This window comes from Streptomyces sp. CNH189 (assembly GCF_000527195.1).
The window spans coordinates 163,460-187,972 of the sequence record NZ_AZUS01000018.1; the positions used below are offsets into that span (position 1 = coordinate 163,460).

General features: G+C 69.7%; 28 protein-coding genes and 2 pseudogenes. 12 read left to right on the top strand and 18 right to left on the bottom strand.

The features are described 5' to 3' along the window. Window positions 1-172: 172 nt before the first annotated feature. From B100_RS37285 to B100_RS0123845, 3 genes are all read left to right on the top strand, one after another. Window positions 173-580, top strand: coding sequence for a hypothetical protein (locus tag B100_RS37285; protein ID WP_199785282.1), 408 nt, complete (start codon window positions 173-175; stop codon window positions 578-580). A gap of 67 nt (window positions 581-647) precedes the next feature. After that, window positions 648-1,325: a hypothetical protein gene (locus B100_RS0123840; RefSeq protein WP_486585692.1), complete on the top strand. Its 678-nt coding sequence runs from the start codon at window positions 648-650 to the stop codon at window positions 1,323-1,325. A gap of 84 nt (window positions 1,326-1,409) precedes the next feature. Next, a complete protein-coding gene (locus tag B100_RS0123845) occupies window positions 1,410-1,706 on the top strand; it encodes a hypothetical protein (RefSeq protein ID WP_024886927.1) in 297 nt (98 codons plus the stop codon). Window positions 1,707-1,877: 171 nt separating this feature from the next. Here B100_RS0123845 and sigJ read toward each other — a convergent pair whose 3' ends face one another. The 3 genes from sigJ to B100_RS0123860 all read right to left on the bottom strand — a co-directional run bounded on the left by sigJ (window position 1,878) and on the right by B100_RS0123860 (window position 5,297). Next, on the bottom strand, window positions 1,878-2,846 hold the full coding sequence (sigJ, locus tag B100_RS0123850) for an RNA polymerase sigma factor SigJ (protein ID WP_024886928.1): 969 nt from the start codon (window positions 2,844-2,846) through the stop codon (window positions 1,878-1,880). Window positions 2,847-2,926: 80 nt separating this feature from the next. Then, the gene (locus B100_RS0123855) at window positions 2,927-3,661 is read right to left on the bottom strand and encodes an NmrA family protein (protein WP_024886929.1); all 735 of its coding nucleotides are present in this window, start codon (window positions 3,659-3,661) and stop codon (window positions 2,927-2,929) included. 130 nt (window positions 3,662-3,791) lie between these two features. After that, the gene (locus tag B100_RS0123860; protein ID WP_024886930.1) at window positions 3,792-5,297 is read right to left on the bottom strand and encodes an FAD-dependent monooxygenase; all 1,506 of its coding nucleotides are present in this window, start codon (window positions 5,295-5,297) and stop codon (window positions 3,792-3,794) included. A 129-nt stretch (window positions 5,298-5,426) separates the two neighbouring features. On the opposite strand from B100_RS0123860, the gene B100_RS0123865 reads away from it, so the two are divergent. Beyond that, a complete protein-coding gene (locus B100_RS0123865) occupies window positions 5,427-6,011 on the top strand; it encodes a TetR/AcrR family transcriptional regulator (protein ID WP_024886931.1) in 585 nt (194 codons plus the stop codon). Window positions 6,012-6,134: 123 nt separating this feature from the next. Continuing rightward, window positions 6,135-6,836 carry a hypothetical protein gene (locus B100_RS0123870; RefSeq protein WP_024886932.1) on the top strand — a complete coding sequence of 234 codons (702 nt, stop codon included), beginning with the start codon at window positions 6,135-6,137 and terminating at the stop codon, window positions 6,834-6,836. Here B100_RS0123870 and B100_RS34200 read toward each other — a convergent pair. Beyond that, a complete protein-coding gene (locus B100_RS34200; protein ID WP_078541138.1) occupies window positions 6,833-7,543 on the bottom strand; it encodes a TetR/AcrR family transcriptional regulator in 711 nt (236 codons plus the stop codon). The two genes, B100_RS0123870 and B100_RS34200, sit on opposite strands and share 4 nt — an antisense overlap. A 188-nt stretch (window positions 7,544-7,731) precedes the next feature. On the opposite strand from B100_RS34200, the gene abc-f reads away from it, so the two are divergent. Further along, the gene (gene abc-f, locus B100_RS0123880; protein ID WP_024886934.1) at window positions 7,732-9,390 is read left to right on the top strand and encodes a ribosomal protection-like ABC-F family protein; all 1,659 of its coding nucleotides are present in this window, start codon (window positions 7,732-7,734) and stop codon (window positions 9,388-9,390) included. A 133-nt stretch (window positions 9,391-9,523) separates the two neighbouring features. Here the strand turns inward: abc-f and B100_RS34915 are convergent, their stop codons facing one another. From B100_RS34915 to B100_RS0123910, 7 genes and pseudogenes are all read right to left on the bottom strand, one after another. Beyond that, window positions 9,524-10,387 carry a DUF4184 family protein gene (locus tag B100_RS34915; protein ID WP_024886935.1) on the bottom strand — a complete coding sequence of 288 codons (864 nt, stop codon included), beginning with the start codon at window positions 10,385-10,387 and terminating at the stop codon, window positions 9,524-9,526. Window positions 10,388-10,559: 172 nt separating this feature from the next. Continuing rightward, entirely contained in the window at window positions 10,560-11,333 is a 774-nt protein-coding gene (locus B100_RS0123890) for a hypothetical protein (protein ID WP_024886936.1), read from the bottom strand. Then, window positions 11,330-11,671, bottom strand: coding sequence for a PadR family transcriptional regulator (locus B100_RS0123895; protein WP_024886937.1), 342 nt, complete (start codon window positions 11,669-11,671; stop codon window positions 11,330-11,332). The genes B100_RS0123890 and B100_RS0123895 overlap by 4 nt, the downstream gene beginning before the upstream one ends. 108 nt (window positions 11,672-11,779) lie before the next feature. Beyond that, a pseudogene (locus B100_RS37290) lies at window positions 11,780-11,938 on the bottom strand (XRE family transcriptional regulator); the annotation flags it as partial. Window positions 11,939-12,037: 99 nt separating this feature from the next. After that, window positions 12,038-12,223 (bottom strand): annotated as a pseudogene (locus tag B100_RS37695) (barstar family protein); the annotation flags it as partial. Window positions 12,224-12,274: 51 nt separating this feature from the next. Further along, complete coding sequence (locus tag B100_RS0123905) at window positions 12,275-13,033, bottom strand: class I SAM-dependent methyltransferase (RefSeq protein WP_024886939.1); 759 nt, start codon at window positions 13,031-13,033, stop codon at window positions 12,275-12,277. A gap of 192 nt (window positions 13,034-13,225) precedes the next feature. Further along, window positions 13,226-13,666 carry a MarR family transcriptional regulator gene (locus B100_RS0123910; protein ID WP_024886940.1) on the bottom strand — a complete coding sequence of 147 codons (441 nt, stop codon included), beginning with the start codon at window positions 13,664-13,666 and terminating at the stop codon, window positions 13,226-13,228. A 141-nt stretch (window positions 13,667-13,807) separates the two neighbouring features. On the opposite strand from B100_RS0123910, the gene B100_RS0123915 reads away from it, so the two are divergent. Then, the gene (locus B100_RS0123915) at window positions 13,808-14,461 is read left to right on the top strand and encodes an MBL fold metallo-hydrolase (protein ID WP_024886941.1); all 654 of its coding nucleotides are present in this window, start codon (window positions 13,808-13,810) and stop codon (window positions 14,459-14,461) included. A 96-nt stretch (window positions 14,462-14,557) separates the two neighbouring features. Here the strand turns inward: B100_RS0123915 and B100_RS0123920 are convergent, their stop codons facing one another. Then, complete coding sequence (locus tag B100_RS0123920) at window positions 14,558-15,220, bottom strand: response regulator transcription factor (protein WP_024886942.1); 663 nt, start codon at window positions 15,218-15,220, stop codon at window positions 14,558-14,560. After that, the gene (locus tag B100_RS0123925; protein WP_024886943.1) at window positions 15,217-16,347 is read right to left on the bottom strand and encodes a histidine kinase; all 1,131 of its coding nucleotides are present in this window, start codon (window positions 16,345-16,347) and stop codon (window positions 15,217-15,219) included. The genes B100_RS0123920 and B100_RS0123925 overlap by 4 nt, the downstream gene beginning before the upstream one ends. Window positions 16,348-16,591: 244 nt before the next feature. Between B100_RS0123925 and B100_RS0123930 the strand changes: the two genes are divergently transcribed. The 4 genes from B100_RS0123930 to B100_RS0123940 all read left to right on the top strand — a co-directional run bounded on the left by B100_RS0123930 (window position 16,592) and on the right by B100_RS0123940 (window position 18,778). Next, a complete protein-coding gene (locus tag B100_RS0123930; protein WP_024886944.1) occupies window positions 16,592-16,948 on the top strand; it encodes a DUF6223 family protein in 357 nt (118 codons plus the stop codon). Window positions 16,949-17,085: 137 nt separating this feature from the next. Next, a complete protein-coding gene (locus tag B100_RS37700; RefSeq protein ID WP_486585693.1) occupies window positions 17,086-17,505 on the top strand; it encodes a hypothetical protein in 420 nt (139 codons plus the stop codon). A gap of 113 nt (window positions 17,506-17,618) precedes the next feature. Continuing rightward, window positions 17,619-17,858: a hypothetical protein gene (locus tag B100_RS37705; protein ID WP_486585694.1), complete on the top strand. Its 240-nt coding sequence runs from the start codon at window positions 17,619-17,621 to the stop codon at window positions 17,856-17,858. A 56-nt stretch (window positions 17,859-17,914) separates the two neighbouring features. Further along, window positions 17,915-18,778 (top strand): DUF1963 domain-containing protein, encoded by an 864-nt coding sequence (locus tag B100_RS0123940; protein ID WP_024886945.1) that lies wholly within the window; start codon window positions 17,915-17,917, stop codon window positions 18,776-18,778. A gap of 147 nt (window positions 18,779-18,925) precedes the next feature. Here the strand turns inward: B100_RS0123940 and B100_RS0123945 are convergent, their stop codons facing one another. From B100_RS0123945 to B100_RS0123960, 4 genes are all read right to left on the bottom strand, one after another. Next, window positions 18,926-19,570 (bottom strand): DUF4291 domain-containing protein, encoded by a 645-nt coding sequence (locus B100_RS0123945; RefSeq protein ID WP_051490043.1) that lies wholly within the window; start codon window positions 19,568-19,570, stop codon window positions 18,926-18,928. 402 nt (window positions 19,571-19,972) lie between these two features. Further along, window positions 19,973-20,404, bottom strand: coding sequence for a hypothetical protein (locus B100_RS0123950; RefSeq protein WP_024886947.1), 432 nt, complete (start codon window positions 20,402-20,404; stop codon window positions 19,973-19,975). A gap of 227 nt (window positions 20,405-20,631) precedes the next feature. After that, on the bottom strand, window positions 20,632-21,420 hold the full coding sequence (locus tag B100_RS34220; protein WP_051490044.1) for a phosphoenolpyruvate carboxykinase (ATP): 789 nt from the start codon (window positions 21,418-21,420) through the stop codon (window positions 20,632-20,634). 229 nt (window positions 21,421-21,649) lie between these two features. Continuing rightward, entirely contained in the window at window positions 21,650-22,411 is a 762-nt protein-coding gene (locus B100_RS0123960; RefSeq protein WP_024886948.1) for a DeoR/GlpR family DNA-binding transcription regulator, read from the bottom strand. Between the two features lie 90 nt (window positions 22,412-22,501). Between B100_RS0123960 and B100_RS0123965 the strand changes: the two genes are divergently transcribed. Beyond that, window positions 22,502-23,710, top strand: a complete 1,209-nt coding sequence (locus tag B100_RS0123965) for an MFS transporter (RefSeq protein WP_037723347.1) — start codon at window positions 22,502-22,504, stop codon at window positions 23,708-23,710. A gap of 112 nt (window positions 23,711-23,822) precedes the next feature. On the opposite strand, the gene B100_RS0123970 is transcribed toward B100_RS0123965, so the two are convergent. Next, window positions 23,823-24,513, bottom strand: a 691-nt coding sequence (locus B100_RS0123970; protein WP_024884320.1) for a helix-turn-helix domain-containing protein, incomplete at its 5' end; no start/stop codon positions are given.

The window sequence follows — 24,513 nt, forward strand, 5'->3', positions numbered from 1 at the left end:
ACCGCCGGCGATCATGCTGGGCCGGGCGGATGAACACCAGGAGACGGCTCGTGGTCCGAACGGTCGTGTCGCGGACGATCCCCGCACTGCTTCGCTTCGGGCTCGTGGGAAGATCCCCCGTTCATGGGAGAACAGCGGACACGGGGGATGCGTCCGGGACGGTGCGCACCGAATGCTGCGTCAGGCGATTCCCGCCCAGGGTAAACCGAACTCGGACTTCCGGAGCCGGCCGCAGGCGCTCCTCGACACGATGGAGGAGGGCATCGCGGTGGGGGAGGACCAGGGCGGCGGCCCGAACGACACCACGAGCAACCGGTGGTACGAATTCGACTCCGCTCACCGGTTGTCGCTTTGGCTGTACGCACATGCTGTCGAGCAGGCCGTAACAACAGCCGAAACAGTGGGTGCCGCGCTCCCGCCGAGGAGCCACCTGGCTGGAGTTGCCGGAACTCGGCAGCAACGCCCACTTCTAACCTGCCGTTCGACCTTCTGGTCTGCCTGCTCGCCGCTGATGAAAGCTGAGGTCGAGGAGGCACATGATGACAAAACGGGCGACCGCCACCACGTTCAGAAACACTAGACCGCCGATCGGAGTACTCCCTGACCCACGGCCGGGCCTGAGGCGCCTCACCGGCGCGCTGCTGATCGTGGCCTCCCTCATATCGGCCGCACTCTGCTACTGGGTCTTCAGCTCGTGGCTGCCCTCCGACGGCGAGCGTTACCGGGACTACGTCGCGGCCGAGTCGTGCACGCCCCGCGAGACGGAGCAGGGACGGACGGACTGCCTGAGCACCTGGCGCCTCACCGTGGACGAGACGGAAAACCGGTCCGGGAAGCAGGCCTCGTACAAAGCCGTCTTGACTGCCCAGGACTCCTGGCGAGGCACCGTCCACTTCGGTGACCCAGGGCCGCTTCTGGAGCAGCTCGAGCCTGGCGACGAAGTCGAGGCCACGATCTGGCGCCGCGACATCGTGGTGCTCAGCATGGACGGTGTACGACAGAACACTTCGGAGGCGCCCCGCGACGAGCTGCAGATGAATGCCGCCCTCGGTGTACTCGCCGCGTTCCTCGCGGCTCAGGCCTCGGTGTTCGGCGCGGTGCGGCTGGCCAAACCCCGTGACGTGGAACCCTTCACCTGGGAGCCGTACGGCAGGCGGCTGCTGTTCACGGCCATCGTGGTGTGTTTCGGCACGGGTCTGCCGGCCGTGTGGAGCGGTATCCCGTGGTGGACCGTGCCCGTCGTCGCCGTACCCGTGATGGTGTGCGCGGCGTGGTCGATGCGTCCCCGTCCGCCCCGCACCGCCTTCGGCGCCCTCTTGCGCTGATGCCCCGCCGTAACCGCGGCATCCGCCTCGAAAGATCTCGTCCTGGACCTGATGGCTTCAGCGTTCGGGGGTACACGGGGGCGCATGGCACCGAAGACCGAACGCATTCAGTTCCTGCGGGCAGTACGGCAGCTGCGTCGTATCCGTTCCTTCTACGCTGCGGCGATGCTCTTGTGGGCGGGTTCCGCCGCCTGGAGCGGCTGGCAGGCTCCCGGCGGTCGGCAGATGTGGGTCTCCGTCCTTCTCCTGGCTGTTTTCACCGCTCTGTTCGTCACGGCGAGTGTCTCGCTGCGACGCGTCGCGGTCCCGGCCACCGGCCGTCCTGTCCACCACGCCGCCCCGCACGCCGGGTCGAGCACCCGCCGCCACGCCCCCGCCTGAGACAGCGGTTCATTTTTGCGTGTGCCGGTTTGGCGCCGCACTGCCGTCGCGTTGGCGTATACGGGCCGCGGTTCCTTCCTCCCCGGCTCGCGCCCTGTGTGACGCATCCCTTGACGTGATCGTCATCAAATCGGGGGAAGTTCAACCTGCCCAACCGAATGGGATGAGCTTCTAGTCGAGTGACCAATTCGTCAGCTTCGTTGGATTCAGCATCAGCCACACATGCGTGACGCGCTCATCACTGACGTCGAAGGTAGCCAGCCCGTATCGACGTTCCTCGTCTCGAATGATGTATCCGAGGCCGTCAGCTGTATCGCGTCGCTCAAGGCGGAGGGCGGGCTGCTTGCGCAACACTCCCATGAACCACCGGACCACATGGTCCGACCCACGGATGACCTGAGGCGCGGCATTGACGAAGCCGCCGCCGTCCACCCGTAGTTCGACATTTGGAGCCAACACGCGGAGTAGTTTCTCGATGTGCCCTCCGACAGCTGCATCACGGAACGCCCGAACGACCTCATCATGCTGGTGCGGAGAAACCTGCCCGCGTCTTCCTCGTCGAACGTGGCGGCGTGCGGACGTGGCCAATTGCCTTGTCGCTGCGGCCGAACGACCTACGATTCCAGCGATTTCGCCGAACGGGACGCCGAACACGTCATGCAGTACGAACGTCACACGCTCTGCAGGGGTCATGGCCTCGAGGACTGTCAGCAATGCCATGCTGACGGCATCATCGAGGGTGACACGGTCGAGCGGATCAGCAGCGAGATGCCTGGAGTTCAGTAGCGGCTTCGCTGTGTCGGAAAAGAGGTCAGCCGGTACTGGCTCCGGCAGCCACTGCCCGACGTACGTCTCACGCCGCGCCCGCGCGGAACCCAGCAGGTCGAGTGAGATGCGGCTTGCGACGCGCATGAGCCATGCCGCAGGCACGGCGATTTCGTCGCGTTCCTCGGGCTCAAGGCGATACCACCTCACATACGTCTCTTGCACGACGTCCTCGGCGTCGGCCAGGGTGCCCATCATGCGAAACGCTAGCGACAGCAGGCGATGTCGCTCCGCCATGACCGAATCGAGATCCTGTGATTCATCATGTCCGGATCCTCCGAACTCCGCTGATGCGGCAGGGACATCTTCCGGCATGGGGCACCCCTTCCCAGTGGAGCGCGGCACGCCTGGCCTATCGCTGACAGGCAGACGTCCGTCTCCCTTCATTCTCGCACTCAGACGGTGGGAATCCCTGAAATCGGGTACCTGACGCCGCCTGTCCGGTGCGCGCCGCGCGGAACCATGGCATCAAGCGGCCCCTGGCCGTCCACGGTCACAATTTCACGATCGTCCCCGCGATGGGCCAGGGTGGCACGGAAAAGGTCGTCGTGGTAAAAACGATCGGGTCCAGCGATCTCGACCACACTTCCCGGCTCCAGCGTCGTGACAGCCTCGACGAGCAGGTCGATGACTTCGTCCAGCTCGACGGGCTGGATGAACGACCTCGGCGCGAGAACCTTCCCGTCCACGGTGTGCTGGTCAATGAGGACGGGAATGTAGCTCTGGAACTGAGTGGCCCGAATGATGGTGGCGGGGATCGAAGCGGATCGCACGGCCTTCTCCTGCGCCACCTTGCCGAGGTAGTACCCGATCTCCGATGCGTCCCCTTCCCCGACGCCGACAATGGAGAGCACGATGTGATGACGCACACCTGCCCGCTCGCCCTCCGCGGTCAGGTTGTTGATCGCTCCCTCGAAGAACGAGATCGCCCCCTCCGCGTCGAAACGGGGGGTGTTGAGGACGTTCACGATGGTGTCGACTCCGACGAGAGCCTCGGGGAGCCCCTTACCCGAGATCACGTCGATCCCGTCCTCCAGTCCTCCTGAGACCACCTCGATGTTCTTGGTCTCCAGGTTGCCCGCGAGGCGGGACCCCACACGGCCGCGCCCACCAGCGATGAAAACCTTCATTTCCTCACTCCGTTCTGGGGCACCAGTCGCTGCCCTCACCGACATGACGACGCAGGCCGGAAGAATGTGAGGCGGCGAAGCGGGCTGGTTGTCGCACCGTCTCCTGTGCGGTGAGGCGGGGCACCGCCGCTCAGCGGGCGGTGAGATATCGGGAGGCCAGGGCGGTCTCCAGGACGTCGGTGCCGGCGTCGTCCGCTGCCCAGGCGACGTAACCGTCGGGGCGGACGAGCACGGCGGTACGACGGTCGCCGGCCCAGTGCTCTACGACCGGCAGGAAATCGCCGTCACCGTCCGGGGCCGCGCCGGGCGGAAGGTGCAGGGGGCGCGGGGTGATGAGGACGAAACGGCCACCGCGCAGCGCCTCGTACAGGCGCTGACCGCTGCCGAGGCTGACATCCGGGGCCCTGGTTCCGACGAGGCGGTGGGCGCCACGCGGGGCGGGATAGCGGTAGCCGGTGCCGGTGAGCTGGGCCAGCGCCTTGGCCCGGGCGGGCGCGGCGGCGTTGACGAACGCCGAGATGACCGCGCGAACCGCGCGCAGGGCCGGGTTCTGCGCCCGGGCCAGCCGGACGAGGCCCCCGCTGCTGCGCAGAACCGCCTTGCCGACCGGGTGGCGTTCGGCCTGGTAGGTGGCGAGGAGGCGGTCGGACGCCTGCCCCCTGACGACGGCCGCGAGCTTCCAGCCGAGGTTGGCCGCGTCCTGCAGGCCGGTGTTCATGCCCTGCCCGCCGGCCGGTGAGTGGATGTGCGCGGCGTCGCCGGCGAGGAAGACCCGTCCGACCCGGTACTCGGGTGCCTGGCGTTCGTCGCTGTGGAAGCGGGAGAGCCAGCGGGCGTCGTGCATGCCGTAGTCGGTGCCCAGGGCGCGACGGGTGACGTCCTTCACCTCGTCGAGATCGAGCGGCGCGTCGTCGGGGACCTCGTGGCGGCGGTTCCAGCCCATCACCCGGTACCAGCCGTCGCCGAACGAGGCGATCATCGCGAACACGTCGCCCGCGCCGTCGACCGTGAGCACGGTCTCGGGCCTCTCTGCGAGCCGGACGTCGGCGAGGAACAGGGACGTGATGACGGAGACGCCGGGGAAGGGCTGGCCGATCGCCCGGCGCACGGCGCTGTGGTGGCCGTCCGTGCCGACGACGTAGGCGGCACGGTGGATGACCGTCGATCCGTCTCCGTTGCGGACGTCGATGTCGACGCCGTCGGTGTCCTGTCGCAGCGCGAGGAGCTCACTGCCGTACTGGAACCGGACGCCGAGCCGCTGCGCCCTGCGCTCCAGCAGGCGCTCGACCTCGTACTGGGGAGTGATCAGGAGGAAGGGGAAGCGGGAGGGGAGCGTGCTCAGGTCGAGGGAGAGGCGGCGGAAGAGGCGGAGCCGGGTGATCGTGCTGCCGGTGGCGAGCAGGTCGTCGGCGAGACCACGGGCGTCGAGCTGCTCAAGGGTGCGGGCGTGCACGCCGAAGGCGCGGGAGAGGTTGCTGATCTTGTGCGGGCGCTTCTCCAGCAGGGTGACGGGAACGCCGGCCTCAGCGAGGTCACCCGCCAGGAGGAGACCGGTGGGGCCGGCGCCGACGACGATCACCGGATGCATGGAGCCTGCGGCGCGGCCGGTGCCTTCGCCGGTGTCGGTGCCGTTCATGGAGACCTCCCAGTCGCCAACGGGTGTAGGCCAACGTGTGTTGGTCAACGCTTGTTGGCGACGATAGGCGTGTACGTATCCGGGTGTCAACGCTTGTTGGCCTACGTATGTTGGCCTACGATTGTTGGCATGAGTCACAGCACGCCCGCCACCCCCGCCCGCCGCTCCGACGCCACCCGACGAGCCATCCTCGACGCGGCCCGCGAGCGGTTCGCCGCCGACGGCTACGAGCGCGCCACCATCCGCGCCATCGCCCAGCAGGCGAGCATTGACCCCTCGATGGTCATGCGTTACTACGGCAACAAGGAGGGTCTGTTCGCGGCGGCCGTCGCCATCGACCTCAGGCTGCCCGACCCTGCCTCGTTCCCCCGGGAGGAGGCCGGCCGGGTGCTGGTGACACACTTCCTGGACACGTGGGAGGAGAACGAGGTCCTCACCGCGCTGCTACGGGTCGGCGTGACCAACGAGGCCGGCGCCGGGCGCATGCGAGGCATCTTCAGCGACCAACTCCTCCCGCTGGCCCTGCGGGTGTGCCCCGACCCCGAACAAGCCCCCGTGCGCGCCGCGCTGGTGTCCTCACAACTCCTGGGCTTGGCGCTCACCCGCTACGTGCTGCGCTTCCCGCCCGCCGCAGAACTGCACCCCGAGGAAATCACGGCCTGGCTAGCACCCACCGTGCAGCACTACCTCACCGCGCCGCACCCGGGGACGTGACAGACCTCGCCGGTGACGGTCGACGGGGTGCCGTCGCAGTGACGGAGAAGCTGCCGGGCACCTCCCAGAGTGGATGCGCCGTCGCATGACCTCAGCCGATCATGGGGGTGTGGCCGAGCACCGATGATCGGCACGTTGACCTTGCAGCACAGGATTCCGGACGACTGGGCGGCGGACCCCTGGGCCGAAGTGCGTCCTCTGATCGACGGCGTGGACGTCCTGGAGAAGGTCCACCCGGAGGGTTTCGCGGACAGCTGCCGATATTGGCGAGGTCCGAGTGAGGGCTGGCCGCTGGCGGTCACGGAGAAACCTTGGCGGATCATGATCACCGAGCCGACCTGCACGGCGGGCTGTTGCGGCGCCCTCTACGTCACCATCCGCCGTGACGGCGATCAGGTGCTCTGGGAGTCCTGGGAGAACACCAGCAACGTCACAGCTGTGCCGGCGGATTTCCGCTTCGACATCGCTCAGTACGAGGCCGAGCTCGCGCGGGCCGCCGCTGACCGCAGCTGGGAGGAGCCGGTGGACACGGTGGCCCGGCTCCTCGAGCAAACGCTCGCGGACAGCGGCTGGTTCGAGCGCCGGGGCTGCTTCCTCACGAGTGTTTCGCCACGACGCGAGGAGCCCGATCTCCCCGATGAGTTCACCAGCCCACGGAGTGTCGATGTCCACTTCCACCAGGCTCGCAGAGACGGCGAACGTGGAGAGTTTTACCAGTGCGAGTTGATCGTCACCCAGGACGTTCCCGTGGAGGAGCAGGTGCGGCGACTGACTGCCCGCATCTTGGCGGACGATCCACGGAAGACCGCTGAAGCGGACTGCTAAGGACCGTAACTCTTCGCCGGCTCGCCTGCCTGGCCGACGCCTTCGTCCGCCGCCCAAGGGGGAAGGGAGCCGTCTCCGTCGCGCGCCGTGCGGTACCCCTCCCGCCCCCCGACGAACACCCCGCCCGCCGCGGCCAGTGCCACGCCCCGGGCCGCCTGTCGCGCGAGGAGGGGATCGTTGCCACCCCGCATGAGCAGGATCTGCTGATAGACCGGAGCCGTGGACGCGACGAGCACCCTCCGCGAACACGTCCCCACAGGGCACTCGCCCCGCGCCACACTCCGTTCCACCACGACCGCGCACCGCGCGTACCGGTCCTCCCAGAACCGCTGAAGAGCCGAAGCCGCCTCGGGGGAGCGGAAGGAAGCGGCGATCAGTGCGGCGGTGACAGGTTCATCGGTGAGTCCGGCTTCCACCTCGGCGTTGAGGGCGGCCAGGTCGTCCTCGAGGGAGCCGGTGTCGGGTGGCTGCCACCGGTCGCTGCCGGCGGCGTCGAGTACGTCGGCGAGGAGTCCGCCCACGTCGCGCCAGCGCCGGTAGACGGTCGTGCGGTGCACGGCGGCCCGCTCGGCGACCGCGTCCACACTCAACGCGTCGAACCCCTGCTCGACCAGCAACTCCCGTACAGCATCCAGCACGTGCTCCCGGATCCGCGCACTGCGCCCGCCCGGCCGCCGCACCACGGCCCCGCCGGCCCGGCCCAACATCCCGGCCCCATCAGCGGCCTCGTCGGCCGTTCCGAGTTTTGCGCTTGCCGCGCCCCCTGCCGTCATGACAGCATCTTAATGCAACTGTTGTCGCAGTAAGGATGTGGAGATGCTCTTCGCGGACGCTCACCCGACCCACCGGCCCGCCACGGCGGCCGTCCGTCACCCGAACGTCCAGGAGACCTCCCGTGCCTACGCAGATCACCGCCCGCTCCGTCTCGAAGTCGTACAACGGCCGCCTCGTCCTTGACGCGGTCACCTGCACCCTCACCACGGGTGAACGCTCCGGCATCGTCGGGGAGAACGGCTCCGGAAAAACCACCCTCCTCCGCCTGCTGGCCGGCGCCGAACAGCCCGACAGCGGCACCGTCACCGTGCAGGCGGACGGCGGTATCGGCTACCTTCCGCAGGACGCCCGCCTGCCCGCCCACCACACCGTCCAGCAGGCCGTCGACGACGCCTTGATCGACCTGCGCGCCATGCAGGCCCGCATGCGCCACCTGGAGGCCGTCATGGCCACCGACGGCAACCCCGGCGACGACACCCCGAGCGGCGGCTCCCGCGTGATGGCCGAGTACGGCGACCTCCTCACCGCGTTCGAACTGCGCGGCGGCTACGAGGCCGACGCCCGCGTCGAGCGCGCCCTGCACGGCCTGGGCCTGTCCCACCTGCCCCGAGACCGCGCCATCGGCGACCTCTCCGGCGGCGAACAGGTCCGCCTCCGCCTGGCCGCACTCCTGGCCGCGTCCCCCGAGGTGCTGCTGCTGGACGAGCCGACCAACCACCTCGACGACCACGCCCTGACCTGGCTCGAGGACCACCTGCGCACCCGACCCGGCACCACGGTCGCGGTGTCCCACGACCGCACCTTCCTCGACCGCGTCACGACCACCCTCCTCGAGGTCGACGCCGACCGCCGCACCGTCACCCGCTACGGCAACGGCTACACCGGCTACCTCGCGGAGAAGGCCGCCGCCCGCCGCCGCTGGGAACAGGAACACGCGGGCTGGGAGGCGGACGTGGCCGCGCAACGGGAAGCCGCCGCGGTCACCGCCCGCCGGGTCGCCCCCGGGCGTGCGATGAAGGACGGCAACAAGATGGCGTACGACCGTGCCGCCGGCCGTGTCCAGCAGTCCGTGGCCGGCAGGGTCCGCAACGCCGAGGAACGCCTGCGCCGCCTGCTGGCCGACCCGGTGCCCAAGCCGCCCGAGCCGCTGCGTTTCACCCCCACCCCACCCTCGGCAGGCCGTCGAATCTCCGGCACCGTCCTGGAGGCATCCGGCGTCACCGTCACCGGCCGCCTCGCCCGCATCGACCTCACCGTGAAGGCCGGGGGCCGCCTCCTGATCACCGGAGCCAACGGCACCGGCAAGAGCACCCTGCTACGCGTCCTGGTCGGCCGGCTCACCCCGGACACCGGCCAGATCACCCGCCGAGGCCGGATCGGCCACCTCCCGCAGGAGCCGGCACCGGGCAGGCCGGGGGAGACGGTACTGAGGGCCTACGCCCACGGCCTCCCCGGCCACCCGGACGACCACGCCGAACGTCTCCTCGCATTCGGCCTGTTCACCTCCGAACGCCTCACGGCCCGCGTCACCGAACTGTCCACCGGCCAGCGCCGGCGCCTCGCACTCGCCCGCCTGCTCAGCCGGCCCAGCGACGTCCTCCTGCTGGACGAACCCACCAACCACCTCTCCCCGGCCCTCGTCGAGGACCTGGAACAAGCCCTGGCGGACTACCCCGGCACGATCCTGCTCGTCTCCCACGACCGCCGCCTCCGCAGCCGTTGGACAGGCACCCATCTGACCCTGCCCGCACGCGACACGATCCCACTACCGACCGGCTGACCTCAACGACGCGCGTTCAAACCGCACTTGCGCCGCCTGCCTCCGGTCGGCCCAGCCCGCGGCCCCGGCACGGGGTAACTTCTGGTGACCCTCGAGGAAGTCCGAGATCACGGTGGCCTGGCCCGAGCGTGCCTCACCCCGGGAGCGCCGACCGGCGGGCGGTGGTGCGGCGCAGTGCCCAGTGCGCCCACCACCCCCCGGCGTAGGCCAGGACCGCGCAGGCCAGAGCGGCGCCGCCGCCCGTCACCCAGTCCGACAGGACCGCCTCCGATACGTCCCACGTGCCGTTCCGGTCAGCCGGGCCGGGGCCTCCCCGGTAGTCGGAGAAGGAGGCCGTGTTGGCCGCGGCACCGGCCGGCACGGCGGCGGACAGGGCGGCGGCCAAAGCGCGGCGGGTGGTCCTGGACAGGGGGTCCTGCCCGACGCCGCGTCCCGTCGAGGCGCCGCGCGACCCGCGCCACAGGAAGAGGGCGACGGCCAGGAGGCCCACGGCGGTGCTCAGGTGCTGTAGGGCGCGAGCCACCGTGAGGTCGCCGGCCGGAGAGGACCGCAGGACGCCGAGGTGGGTCACCAGGTACCCGTCGGCGTGCGTGAAGGAGTCCCACACGAGGTGGGTGACGATGCCGGTCACGAGCGACAACAGAACCCAGACCACCCGTCGTACGCCCCCGACGCGTCCGTGTCCGTGCCCGTGCCCGTGCCCGTCGGCAAGGGAAAGCCCGGTCGGCAGCAGGGCTGCCATCGGCCGCCGCACCAGCGCGTACGCCGCCAGCAGCACCGCTCCGAACACCGCCGGCACACCGATGCCGGACACCTGGTGGGACGTGGTGGCGTTGAGGAGCGGCTCGTACCAGGTCTGCGCGCTCACCGGAATGCCGGCCGTGCCGAGGAAGTACGGCATGTCCGGAGCCAGCGACCCGCAGACCAGGGCGGCCGGCGAGAACGGGTGGCGCAGCAACGGCAGTACGGCGGCCGGGTGGGAGAGCGTGAACGGCATCGAGTGATCAACCCCGGTGTCGGCGCGTCCGGGTGTCGGGCACGCGAGCTGGACGTCCTGGATCCTGACAGGACGCTCAGGAGTATATGTCGCTCGACTGACTATGTGGGGCGGTGGAGGGTTCGGAGCGAGTGAAGTGGTGGCGCGCGGGCCCGGTGGAGGGGAGGGGTGCTCAGGGCCCGATCGTATGGGCGTAGGCGAGGAACAGTGGGCAGGCGACGGCTGTCGCGGCCGTGGCGGTGAGCCGGAGTGACCGGTGCCGCAGGGCGCGTGCGACACCGGAGGCCGCGAGGACCAGTAGCGGCCACAGGCCGTAGTCCGTGCTCACCGGCAGGACGCCGGCGTACAGCGCGGTGACGGGCAGCCACACCACGGCGGCCACGACTCCCGCCGTGGCCCTGTCCCGCGCGTCGGGCGGCAGGTCGGGAGGGGTGGCCGCCAGGGCCAGTGCCGCGAGCAGCGCCATGACGGGCGTGACGACGGGATCGCCGAAGTGGGGCCCGCTGACGACGGTCGCGACCGCCAGAACCACCAGTCCGACGGCCGTCGCGCACACCCCCGCGCGCCACTTGCTCGTCAGAGCGGTGACGGCACCGATGACCACCAGCGCGGACGCGAACAGCCGCAGGGTCCAGGTGTCGGCCTCGAAGGGCGGGAAGGCGGGCGACAGGGACCCCGCCACGTACCAGCGGCTCACGTGCAGTCCGCAGTAGGCCGCCGCCACACCGGCGACCTGCGGGGCCGCCTCCGCCAGCAGGCGTCCGGCGCCGGTCGCGGAGCTCACCCCGAGCCGCATACGCAGGGCGTGCCCGGCGATGTCGGCAACCTCCCTGACACGCTCCACTGCGTGTGCGTCGGCCACCGACTCCCGGTACACGGCGAGGATCTCCTCCCCGGCCTCGAGTCGGTACCGCCGCGGATACAGGCGCAGGACCGGACCGATCACCCCTGCGGCACCGTGCGGCCGGAGATTCCGAGCCGGCGGGTGGCCTCGCGGGCCGTCGCCGCCATCCGCTCGGCCGCCGCCGACAGAATCTCCCGCCCGGGCGGCGCGAGGGCGTAGACCTTCCGGGCCCGCCCGTCGACGATCTCCTCGCGGTGCACCTCGATCAGGCCCTCCTTCAGGAGACGGTCGAGGGCACCGTAGAGCGTGCCGGTGCGCAGGACGACACGGCCCTCGGACAGCGACTTCACCTCCTGCGTGACGGCGTAGCCGTGGCGGGGCCGGTCGGCCAGTGCCGTGAGGATCAGCAGGGTCGGCTCCTGCAGCGGGCGCTCGCTCATCCGGCCAACATATGCCGCTCGGCGTCCCATGGGCAACGCCGGCTGGTATGCGCCGTGGATCGCGTACAGGCTGGACGCCGGGCACAGGACCCGCGCAGGTGCGCGGCGTCACTCACGAACCGGGGCGCACACCACGGAGGGCTTGTCCGCACCCAGGCCGGCGAGCAGGCGCAGTCCGTCCTCGGCGAGGGCGCCGGGGGCCGCGGACAACACCAGTAGCTCAAGACGTGATGCGTCCGGCGGCGCGAAGTCCTCCTGGTGCAGCTCCCGGGACTGCCGCCCCGCGGACGCGCTCCGCAGGGCGCGAGCTTCACGATTTCGGGCAGCGAAGACTCCGCGCTTGTCCACGTGGACGACCAAGACGTCGTAGCTGTCGATTACATCGGAGATGCCTCGTGTCTGAATGGTGTCGCGCCAAGCTTCGGTGTTCCGGCCGCACCACTCCGGCAGCCCGCAGGGCTCGGCGATGGCGTCCCAGAAGTCATCGAGGGTCTCGATCGACCGACCTCGTAGGTCTACCTCCAGCTCCGTTTCCGTCTTCTTCGGCACCACAGCAGAGTAACCACCCCCCAACCTGCCGAGAACGGTTCATCGAGGCAGTCCCTAGTCGCGGCTGGCGACCACCATGTATCCATCACTCTCAGGATCGAAGGTGGTGGACTGCACCGTGAGCCCAACGCTCCGCAACTGCGCCACGATGTCCTCGTACCGGTAGGGCCAGATGGACAACCGCTCCGAGCAGGTTCGCACTGCCCCATCCGGCTCGATCTGGGCGACCACGATCTCGAGGAAGTGTTCCTCCTCCCAGCACTTCGCGATCTGCCAGTAGTAGCTCACGACCGCATCGCGGTCGTTTCGGCGGATGAGTCGATCGCGGACGTCTACCCGGGAGCCGGCGGAGCGCACGAGCTCCCAGTTGCGCGAATGGAGCACAAGGCGTCCGCCCGGACTTAGCAGCCGCGACATCGCTTCCAGTGCGCTCAGGCGCCCAACTGCGCCCTCGGCGTGCCCGAGCGAGTTGCCGACACAGAACACCAGATCGAACGTGGAGTCATTCAGGTGGTCGGGCAGCTCGTCCCAGCTCGCGCGGAGGGCTCGAAGCGAGACACCCTGCTCGTCGGCGGCCTTCTCGGTCCGGTGAACCATTCCATCACTGGCGTCTGCGGCGACCACGTCAAGGCCAAGACTCGCGAGGCCGATGGCGAGCTGGCCGGTTCCACACGCGCAGTCGAGGACGCGCGCGTTGGGCGGCAGAGAGCCCACGGCGTCGGTGCAGTAGACCGCGGCTGCCTTGGCGGGGGTCAACCTGTCGTCCCCGATCAGCCACTCGTACACGTCGGAAAGCGCCCCATAACCAGCCACCGCGATACCTCCATCACTCGACGACACGCGGGCTAGAGCGCGCCTGCGATTCGGACCTTGCGCCTCGCACTGTGCCGGGCCGTGTCAGCGAAGCATTGAGCAGGACCCAACCACTTCCGGCGGCCGAGACTCCACAGGATTTCGTGGGAAACCGCCACACGCCGCACCGACGCAAGTCCTCACTCCAACCGATCAAAGAGACACGCTCGAGTTGCCGGCCAAGTGTGAGGCGAGCCGTGACAGAAGAGGCAACGCCGCCTCCAGCGTCATGCGTTCATCGGGACTGAGGGCACCGTTGATCGCGGTGCCGAGCCAGTCGGCACGCCGTTGGCGCTCTTCGGCCAGACGGTCACTTCCCGTGGACGTCAGGTGGAGCAGCAGCTTACGCCCGTCGCTGGGGTGGGCCTCGGCGCGCACGAGGCCCTGGGCCAGCAGCTCTTTGACCGCCTTGGCAGCCGACTGGTGACTGACCCCGCGCTGTTGCGCGACGTCGGCGGTGGTCAGTGGGCCGCCGCGGTCAAGGTAGCCCAGGATGGCGGCCTCGCCGGGCGGCATTGTGTCGGCAGTGCGCACGCTGCGTACGAGCTGCCCGATCGTCAGGCGAAGTTCTTCAGCCAGCTGCTTGTCGTCCACAAGGCCAGCATATACGGATTCGTCAACAAAACTGTACAGCTTGGCTGCATAGTTCGGTGGGGCCTCAAGAAGGCTGGCTGTTTACAACTGTACTGTACAGTTTGGTTGTAGAACGTTGTCGGAGCTCGGAAAGAACCCACCATGAAGCTCACCAAGCACGCCCACGCCTGCGTCACCCTGGACAAGGACGGCACCCGTCTCGTCATCGACCCCGGCACCCTCACGCCGGACGCGGCAGAGACCGTCAGCCAGGCTCACGCCGTCCTGATCACCCACGAACACTTCGACCACTTCGACGAGAAGCTCGTCGCCGCGGCTCTCGAGGCCCAGCCCGGCCTGCAGGTCTACGGCACGGCCACTGTCGCGGCCACCCTCGACAGCCACGGCGGACGCGTCCACGCCGTCACCGCAGGCGACACCTTCGGTGTCGGTTCCCTCACCGTCACCGTCCACGGCCACCGCCACGCGCAGATCCATGCCGACATCCCGTGCCCCGACAACGTCGGCTACCTCATCGACGACGGAGCCGTCTACCACCCCGGCGACGCCTACTTCGCGCCCGACGCCTCCGTACGCACGCTCTTGCTGCCGACCAGCGGCCCCTGGACGAAGCTCGGTGAAGCCGCCGACTTCGTCCGCACGGTCAAGCCCGAGCGCGTCATCCAGATCCACGAACTCATGCTCAGCGACCTCGGCCAGCACTCCACCGCCACCCTTCTCGGCGAGAAGGGCCTGACCGGCATCCCGGTCGAGCGCGTCGCGCCCGGGACCACCGTCCAACTGCACGACGTCTGATCAGCACCCTGTGGGCGACGGTGCCGGCCCATGACTGCGCGGGCCTCGCAGTGTCGTGGTCAACCGGCACGATCCACCGACCCGTGGTCTGCGCAGTCAGGTGCCCCGTGGAGTCACCAGTCCGCATTGGTAGGCGAGAACAACGAGTTGGGCGCGGTCGCGGGCGTGGAGCTTGGTCATGGCTCGGTTGATGTGAGTCTTGGCGGTTGCCGGACTGATGACCAGACGGCCGGCGATCTCGTCGTTGGACAGACCGTGCGCCGCCAGGGCGACCGCCTCGCGTTCGCGGGCGGTCAGACTCTCCAGCCCGCTGCCGATGGGGGCGGGCGACAGCTGGGTGACGTAACGGTCGATGAGCCTGCGGGTGAGGGCGGGCGCGAGCAGCGCGTCCCCACGAGCGGCGACGCGTACGGAGTGCAGGAAGTCCTCCGGCAGGATGTCCTTGACCAGGAAGCCGGCGGCACCGGCGCGCAGCGCCTCGAAGACGTACTCGTCCATGCCGTAGTTGGTCAGCATGACGACATGAACGCCCGCCAGGGCCGGATCCGCGGCAATGCGCCGGGTCGCCTCGATGCCGTCCATGACGGGCATCTGGATGTCGACGAGAGCGACGTCAGGATGGTGCTCCTCGACGAGTACCAGGCACTCCTGGCCGTCGGCGGCCTCCGCCACCACCTCGATGTCGTCCTCGAGGTCGAGCAGCGCGCGGAAGCCGCTGCGGATGAGCGGCTGGTCGTCGACAAGCAGGACCCGGATCACTGAGCTCCGTCCGTGGGCAGTTCGGCCTGGACGGTGAAGCCGCCCGTGTCAAGCGGCTCGGCGCGCAGACGGCCGCCCAGGGCTGTGACACGTTCGCGCATGCCGAGCAGCCCGTGACCGGGCGTCGGTACGGCATGCGCGGCGGCCTTCCCGTTGTCGTCGACGCGGACGGCGAGCACGCCCGGCGGCCGATGGTCGATGAGCACCGAGGCAGTGGTCGCCGCGGCGTGCCTGGTGATGTTGGTGAGCGACTCCTGAACGATCCGGTAAGCGGCTCGGCTCACCGCGGCCGGCACCTCGTGCGGACGTCCTTCGACCGTGAGGGTCGTCTCCAGATCGGGCCCTTGGAACTGTTTGACCAGGTCGTTCACGTGGCCGAGTCCGCGCGGCGGGGCGGTGTCGTCGTCACGCAGCACCTCAAGGGTCGCCCGCAGCTCCCGGCTCGCCTCCCGGCCGGCTTCCTGGATGGCGAGCAGCGCCTCCGGCACCTGCTCGCCGCGACGCCGGGCCACATGGACGGCGACCTCGGACTGCACCTTGATGACGGAGATCTGATGGGTGAGGGAGTCGTGCAGTTCCCGGGCGATGCGCAGCCGCTCCTCGTCGGCCCGGCGGCGCGCGGTCTCCTCACGTGTGCGTTCGGCTTCGTCGGCCCGCCGTTCGGCTTGCCGCACCGCTTCTCCGGCAGCGAAGGCGGCGATCAGCCAGGCGAGCTCCAGGGTGCTCCGGGCCTGCTCCGTGACCTCGCGCAGGGTCCCGTCGTGGTAGGCCAGGGCCGTGAGGTGGAGCGAGACGAGGACGCCTACGGAGACGGCCAGCGTGACGGTGCGGTGCCCGGCACGTACCGCGCTGTAGACCGCCACCAGGTAGGAGACGGCGAGCACGTCGAAACCGGCCGCCAGACAGCCCACCGCGCACAGCCCGGTGACGGCCAGGACCACGAGCGGCGCCCGTCGGCGCGCGGCCAGCACCAGCCCGCCGGCCGCCAGCAGTGCCGAGCCGAGCAGTTCGCTTCCTCCGGGCGGGTGGGGCCCCGACAGCCCTGTGCCCAGCAGCAGCGCCGCCACGCCCAACGCGGTCGCCCACTGGGTGACTTCGGCCGGGACAGCGAACCGTCCTTTGTCCATGGGTGCACCGTAGCGGGACGCCGCTGCGGGGGAGTCAGGCTCATGGACGAGCGGGCGGCTACCACGTGTGCGGTAGAGGGGCCGCCCGCGTGCCACCGCTGCGGTATCCGGATGCCGCAGTGGCGGAAGTGGGAAGTGCCTCCGTCTGCATGACGACCGGAAGGAAGGCCGACGCGCATGCTCGGACGGGCATCGATCGTCGGAAGCGGCGACCAAGGAACTGAAGAGCACGGAGGAGAGCGACATGGGAGCATCAGAAGCACTGGTGGCGGCCGCCGAGGGCGGGATCATCGGTGACGGGAGGACAGGGGCCAACTTGGCCCTCGCAGTCGGCGCGTTCGGGCTGGCCGTCGGCTGGCTGGCCCTGACCCGTGCCGGCCGCCGCGTCAGTACCGGCAACGCGCGCGCGGGCGGGATGGCGGCCATCACGACAGGAGCGCTCGGCACGGTCCTGGCGGCGCTGCACCTGGCCACCGCAAGCGGCGGTCCCGGTACCGGAAACGGACTTGTCGGCGCCGTCGTGGCCGTCCCGCTGGGGCTGGGCGCCGTATGCCTCGGTCGCCGGGCCCTGACCCGCTGCCGCTCCGGGGCGACGACGTAGGGTGCGAACCCATGTCGTGGACTCGCGTGCACGGAGGCGAAATGCTCCCTCACCCGTCGGCGTCGGCGTCGGCGTCGGCCTTGGCGTCCGGTAGGCGTCATTCGGTCGGACGGCGAGGTGACGGAACCGTTCTCGCGGTGGGCAGCAACGCGGCCGCCGAATGCCGTGTCGAGCGCTGGCAAGACGTCGTCGCGGTGGCAGCGGGCAACGTCCATACCGCGTCGAACACCGGCAAGTCGCATACGGTGGGCCTCCGGTCGGACGGCACGGTGCTGGCAACGGGGTGGAACGGCGACGGGCAATGCGATGTCGCCCGATGGCGAGGGGTCGTGACCGTGGCCGCGGGCTGGCGCCGCACGCTCGGGCTCCTGGCGAACGGCCGTGTGCTGGCAGTCGGCCGGAATGCGGAAGGTCAGTGCGACGTGCGGTCGTGGACCGAGGTGGTCGCCCTGTCGTGTGGTGACTGGCACTCGGTCGGTGTCACGGCGGACGGTTCGCACTGTCCGCGGGGAACAACCGACGCGGGCAATGTGCCGTCGAGGGGTGGCGTGACCTGACCGCCGTCGCGGCCGGATGTCTCCATACCGTGGGACTCAGGGCCGACGGGCGGGCAGTGGCGACCGGAGAGCGGGCAAGCGGGGCGTGTGCGGTCGATGGCTGGGAGGGCGTGGTGGCACTCGACGCCGGCAGTTACCACACCGTCGGCGTCACGGCGTCCGGGGGAGTCCTCGCAGTGGGCGACAACCGCTACGGCCAGTGCGAGGTCGGCGGGTGGTCCGACGTCGTCGCTGTGAATGCCGGTTCCACGCACACCCTCGGCCTGCGCGTCGACGGCACAGTGGTGAGCGCGGGAAACAATGCCGACGGACAGTGCGACGTCGACGCCTGGTCCGGAATCCAGCTCCCGTGAAGGCTGTGGCCACGCGGGGCAACGCCGTTGTCGGAGCTGTCCCTTAGAGTCCGCCCGTGAACACTGAACTGCGGGACCGTTTGCGCCCGTTCCGTGACGAGGCGCTGGCGCAAGGCATACCGGCCGACGACGTGGAGCGGTGGCTGGCAACCGCCCGCCCCTGCGTGACCCTGACACGCGAGGACGGGCCGGAACCCGTTGTGGGCCGGTTCGGCGGGCAGCTCCAACTCCCCACCGACATGCTCACCCCGGAAGCCCCCTTCGTCGCCTCCATCGACCTCGCGGTCCTTCCGGCCGACGGGACGGACCTGCCCCTGCCACCCGACGGGCGCCTGCTCTTCTTCGCCTGGCCCGAGAGCGAATACCCCGATTCCGCGGGTCAGGTGGTGTACGTCCCCGAGAGTGCGCCCGTCACGGAGCGGGACAAGCACGAGTCCTGGAATCCGGGAGACGTGGACGAGTACCGGGCCATGTTCGACAGTTACCCCCAGGGGCCGCTGCGCGCGCGGGTCGACGTGTCGCTCCCGTACCACACGCACCTCACTCCCCCCGGGCAGCGGCGCTCCGTGCTCCTACCGGGACACCCACGTGCCGAAGAACTCGTCGGCGTCTGGGAGGAGACGCAGGACGCCATCGCCACCGACGGGCCGATGCAGCTCGGCGGTTACGCGGACGAGGAAGCCGTTTACGTCGACCCGGTGGAGGTCGCCGTGTCAACCGTCACGCAGGCGGTGGAGTCGGGCAGTTGGGAGGGACCGGTCTCGGCCGACGCCGCGGACTGGGTGCTGCTCGCCGACTGGTTCGCCGGTGAGGACGTGGCGCGGTACGAGGGCTCCACCGTCCACTGGGTGATCCAGCGCGAGGACCTGGCAGCACGGCGCTTCGACCGGGCCTTCGTCACCGTCTACTGGAACCCCTGACAGGGCGCGACGTGCCCTGCCGACGACGTCCTCGTCCGTCGGCAGGAACCGTCGCCCGAAGTACCGGCGAGTGGCTCAACGCGGCTACAGGACCCGGTAGTCCAACCGCCGGCCGACCCGCTGGCAGGGAGCGGGTGGGCAGGCGCGTCAGGTGACGCCGCCCTGTCGGTGCAGGTGGGCCAAGGCCTCGCCGTTCACGGGGTAGGGGACTTCTGGCGGCAGGAGTTGCCGGGCTACGCCCAGCTCCCCGCTCCGTACGTGCGCGTGAATCATGCGGGTCAGTGGTGTGACATCGGTTATGGAGACGATCCACTCGTCGGCGAAGCGATGTGCGGCTTCGCCGGTGAGGCCGAGTTGTAGTGATCGGTGCGGAAGCGGCTGAAGGTGCAGGTCTCGTTCGGGGTCCCATTGCACCCGGGCGGGAGCGCGCTTCAGCTGGCGCTTCCACGTGGCGCGGTCGGTGTGAAGGCCAGGCTCGTAGTGGGACAGGCAGGCGCGTCGCAGCGCCCACTCGAAACCCTCCCGGGTGATCTCCACGGCGAGGACGGTCTCCTGGCCGTCCTTGCTGCCCCACCCGCAGCGGTACATCATCCACAGGAACGACGGCTTGATCCACGTCATCCGGTCCCGCTGCCACTCCGCCGGCAAACGATCGTCTCGCGCTGCCGCCAGACCGATGGCCGGCGAGTACGCCTGGTAGACGGTGATCGTGCTGTCGGTGTGCAGGGCTCGGATCCGGTGCTTGGGCTCTGTCACTGGATCAGGGTGATCACACGTCTTCCGGCGCGCCATCGAATTTCCGCTTCGGCAGGATGGCGAGTCTGCGACAGCAGTACGTTCTTCGGTCCAGCGGTGGCGCCATACGGGCCACGCGGTGCCGGATGCCGCCACGAAGCGGACGCCACCTGCTGGGCCCCTGCTCAGGTGCTCGTCAGGGTGAGTCCTGCGTTGCAATTGCCGTCAGTCCCAACGGTTCAAGCAAGGGTACAAGTTGCCTCAGGTACCGGCCCGTATCGCAGAATCTGGAATCGGGTAGCAGTTTCGTATTGACGCACACCATGTAGGAAAGGCAGGTTCGGCCGGGATGAAAGAGGAGGTCGCCTCCGATGACTCCCTCGCCTCTGGGAAAGAGGAGCGTCATCCCGACAACTCGATCCCTCCAACAGGGGTCGCCCATCTCTGCGAGGATCCCGGTCACAACCGTGTCAGGGAACGCTCCAGCAGCTCGAGAAACCCCCGCAGGTCACCAGCCACTTGGTCGAGCGCGGGTTCGTCCAGCGACGCCGTTCGCGTCCGGTAGATCACTCCGCCAGGGCCGACGACATAGGACAGGCCGCCACCGTTCGAGCCTATGACCAGGCCCCCGTCCTTCTGGTCCGCGCCGACATCGACAGTGCCGTACTGCTTGAACCGCAGGAGGACTTCGGCTGCCGGGTCAATGAAGTAGCCATTGCCGACGTCCGCCCAGGTGACCTCGCCGATGCTGTCGAAGAAGGTGACCAGGTCGGCAGGGACGAGGCTGACCTGGGTGAGCGTGCGAGCCGCGGCACGGTCGGCGTGGTCGGCCGGCCGGACGTCGTTGACTCCCGGGGGAAAGCCGTGCCGACGCTCGAACTCGCCTGTCATTGCCCTCAGGGTCTCTGAGACCCTGCTGGTCCACGAGGCCAGCCAGACGGGAGAAAGCGAACGATCACTCATGAGGCCGGATCATGACAGCTCCGCGAGCGTGACATCGGCCACCCCATCGCCCGCAAGGGCAAGGTCGAGCTCATGACCGCAGGCTCTCTGGCCGCTCTGACAGCCATAAGAAGCGACGTCCTAGGGGGCGGAACGCGCCGCCTGTCCGGCCTGCGTCAGGAGGTGGTGAGCTGCGCCAATAACTCACCGTTGGCCGCCACATCGTGGCCGAGGACCACGGAGTGGTGCGGCAGCGTACTCAATCGCCGGGCAACTTCACGCCGCACGCTTTCTGCTCCACCGCCGTCGCCTCCGAGGAGACCGAAGACGTCCGGGTACCGGTCCTCGGCCGCGCCGCTCATGAAGTCGCCGGCATCCAGCGTGCGAGCGCACTTCTCCTCAGCCGGCGCAGCGTTCTTCTCGATGCGCGGGAAGACCAGCGCGGCGACCGTGCCGCTGGTGGCCAGGCGCACGCCGAACCAGCCCGTGAACTGATCGGGGAACACCTGTGCCTTCAGCTCCTTGCTCCCGTTCCACAGCGGCTCGGCCACGCCCGCTCGGATGGCTGCCGTCACCTTCTCGTGCTGGGTCGGATGCAGCCGCTCTCCCAGGGTCAGCCGCTCCCGCGCGATGCCGAACCACCCGAGCGCCTCCAGCAACCCGAGACCGACAGCAGCGGCCGCCGGCCACGGCAGCACGTCGACCCCACCGTCGGCCCGGGCCGGCCGCACGAACACCCGGTCGTTTGCCAGGAGCCGGAAGCCGTGGCGGGCCGCCAGCATCAAAGCCGTGGTCGTCTTGCCCGCGCCCTTCTGCCCGAGTGTGAGGATGGCGCGGCCGTCGGGGTCGGCGACGGCGGACGCGTGCAGCACCGCCCAGCCGGTCCGCAGAAGGGCACCGCGGACGACGTCGCGGGCGATGCGGGCGATTGCCGTACCGACAGCCTCCGAGTCGCACCCGACCACCTGCAGACGCCCCTCGCCCGGCTCCGACCCACTGCCCGACGTAGCGGGCCGTCCAATCGGTGACGGCCCTGTCGGCGGACAGCACCGCCACGGACGCCTCGGCCACGTCGAGACGTACAGCGTGCGTGGTCACGTGTTCCTCCCTGAGGGGAGCGGCTGGGCAGGGTTTCCGCGTACGGCCATGCAGCCGAAGCGGTGTGGGGGACGGGTCGACTCCAGGCGTGCGAGGTCAGGTGGTGGTGACGATGGTGCCCGCGTCCTCGAGCGCCGCCACCTCGTCGGCGGGTGCGGTGTCGTCGGTGACGAGGGTGTGCAGGAGGGTCGAGGGGCCGACGTAGGCGAAGGCGGTGTGGCCCAACTTGCTGCCGTCCGACGCGACGAGGGTGCGGCGGGCGGAGGCGATGCCCGCCTTCTTCACAGCGGCGTCGTCGAGGTCGTAGGCGGTCAGACCGTCGGTCGCGCTCAGACCGCAGCAGCCGATGACGGCGGTGTCGAAGCGCAGGGCGGCCAAGGAGGCAAGGGTGAGGGGGCCGGTGAGGGCTCCTTCGGCAGCGCGAGGCTGACCGCCGGGCAGCACCAGAGTGGCCGGACCGGGTGTCGCCCCGAACACCTGGATGGCCTGGAGGGACAGCGGCATCACGGTGACGGGCCGCTCACGCAGGAGCCGGGCGACCTCCAGACACGTCGTGCCGCTGTCCAGGAGGACGCTCTCGCCGTCGGCGATGAGGGCGGAGACCTTGGCGGCGATCCGGCGCTTGGTGTCGACCGCCTCGTGGGCGCGCAGGGCGAACGGGGGCTCCTCGCCCCTGAGCAGCAGGCTCCGTGCCCCGCCTCGGACGCGTTCGAGGACGCCCTGGGCGGCCAGGGTGTCGAGGTCGCGCCGGATGGTCATCTCCGAGGCTCCGGTCAGCTCCGCGAGCTGCTGGACCGTGGCAGCACCGGAGTCCCTGACGACCTTCGCGATCAACCCGTGCCGGTCTGCGTTGCTCATGCCGGAATTGAACACCACTTGGGAACGAACACTCAAGATGTTCGCTACCTCAGCTACCGAACATCCGATCTGTTCGTTACGGTGGGCGGCATGGAACGCTCGCTTCTCGGCGCCCGTGTGGCGACGTACGTCTATTTCGTGTTGTGCGGCACCCTGATGGGCGCCTGGGTGGTGCACATCCCGGCCGTCGAGGAGCGGGTCGGCATCAGCCACGCGACGCTGGGCGGCCTGCTCGTACTGCTCGGGCTCGGGGCCTTCGCCGGGATGCAGGTGGCCGGTCCTCTGACCGACCGCCTCGGCGCGCGCGTCGTGGTCCCCGCCACCGCCGTACTGTGCGGCGCGTCCCTCGTGCTGCCGGGCCTCGCCCACGATCCGTGGACACTGGCGGGCTCCTTGCTGGTCTTCGGCGCCTGCAACGGCGGCCTGGACGTGAGCATGAACGCCCACGCCGTGCACGTGGAGAAGGCGTACGGCCGGCCCGTCATGTCGGGCTTCCACGCCACGTTCTCCGTCGGCGGAGTCGTCGCCGCGCTCGTCGCGGCGGGGGCGACGAGCGCCGGCGTGAGCCCGGTCGCCACCATGTCCGCGATCGGCGCCGTGAGCATCGTGATCGCCCTGGTCTCGATACGCGCCCTGATGCCCGCCGCCCCCGCGACCGAGAAGACCGGCTCCGAAGAAGAGACGCACGTGTCACCGGCCGTCGAAGGACGCAGCGCCGGACGACGCGTCTGGCTCCTCGCCGTCCTCGCGCTGATGGTCATGCTGTGCGAAGGCGCGGCCAACGACTGGAGCGCGCTGCACCTGCGGGACGTCCTCGGCGCGTCCACCAGCACCGCCGCCTTCGCCTACGGCACCTTCGCGGCGGCCATGACCATCGGCCGTCTGCTGGCCGACCGTGTCGTCACCCGGTTCGGTTCCATGGCGGTCCTGCGCCATGGCGCGGTCACGGCCGCCGTCGGCATCACGCTCGTGGCCCTCGGGCCGTGGATGTGGACCGCGTTCGCCGGCTGGGCGCTGTTCGGTCTGGGCCTGTCCGGTACTGTCCCGCAGTTGTTCAGCGCGGCCGGGCACGCCGACCCGGCGGCAGCCGGCGCGAACGTCTCCCGCGTCGCCGGGCTCGGCTACGTCGGCATGCTCGCCGGCCCCGCCGTCATCGGCTGGCTGACCCACGTCGTCGCCCTCAACCACACCTTCATCCTGCTGACCCTGCTGTGCGTGACCACCGCCGTGGGCGCCGGGGTCCTGCGCACGAAATCCGACGCCGTGCCACGGAACGAGACGGCAGGCATCGGCCACTGACCGCTTGTGCGGCACGGCCTGACCCCGTGCCGCACAAGCCCCTCCCGCAGTCACCTCATGGTGAAGGACACCGCCGCGTTGCCCACGCTCACCAACACCAGGACCTCGGCACTCAGCGCGGGTGGTGCAGGTCGCGCCAGGCGCGGGGCGACATCCCGTACGCGCGCTTGAAGACCTTGCTGAAGTGGGTCGCGTCCACGAAGCCCCACCGCCGGCCTGTCGCGGCGATGGTCCGCAGCCTGCCGTGCGGCCCGGCGAGTTCCCGTCTGCACTCGGCCAGGCGTCGTGCGCGGACATGGTCGCCGAGGCTGATGCCCGATCGGGAGAGCACGGCGTAGAGGTGCCGTACGGAGATGCTGTGCGCGGCGGCGATCCGGGCCGCCGACAGGTCGCGGTCCGCCAGGTGTTCGCGGATGTACCGGGTGATCCGCAGGCTCAGTGTCGCCTCCATCGGCTCGCGGGCCCGGTCCGTCTCACCGCGCTGGGAGGTCAGGACGGCACGAAGGAGTTCGACGCTCGGTTCGACGACGGCCTCGGCGGGCGTGCCCTGGTGCAGCGCGTCGTCCGTCGCGAGCCGGGAGAAGTAGTCGAAGGCGATACGGGCGACGGGGTTGCCGGGTCCCAGGGCGAGNGCGCCGGTGTCCCGCAGCAGCCGGTCGGGCAGCGCGAGCGCCGAACGCGGGAAGCGCAGGAAGTGGTGGTCCACCCCCTCCTCGAAGAGGAGTGTGTACGGTGCGATCGACTCGTAGACGGCGAACTCGCCCGGCCTCAGCAGGCATTCACGGCCTCTTTGCGCCACCAGG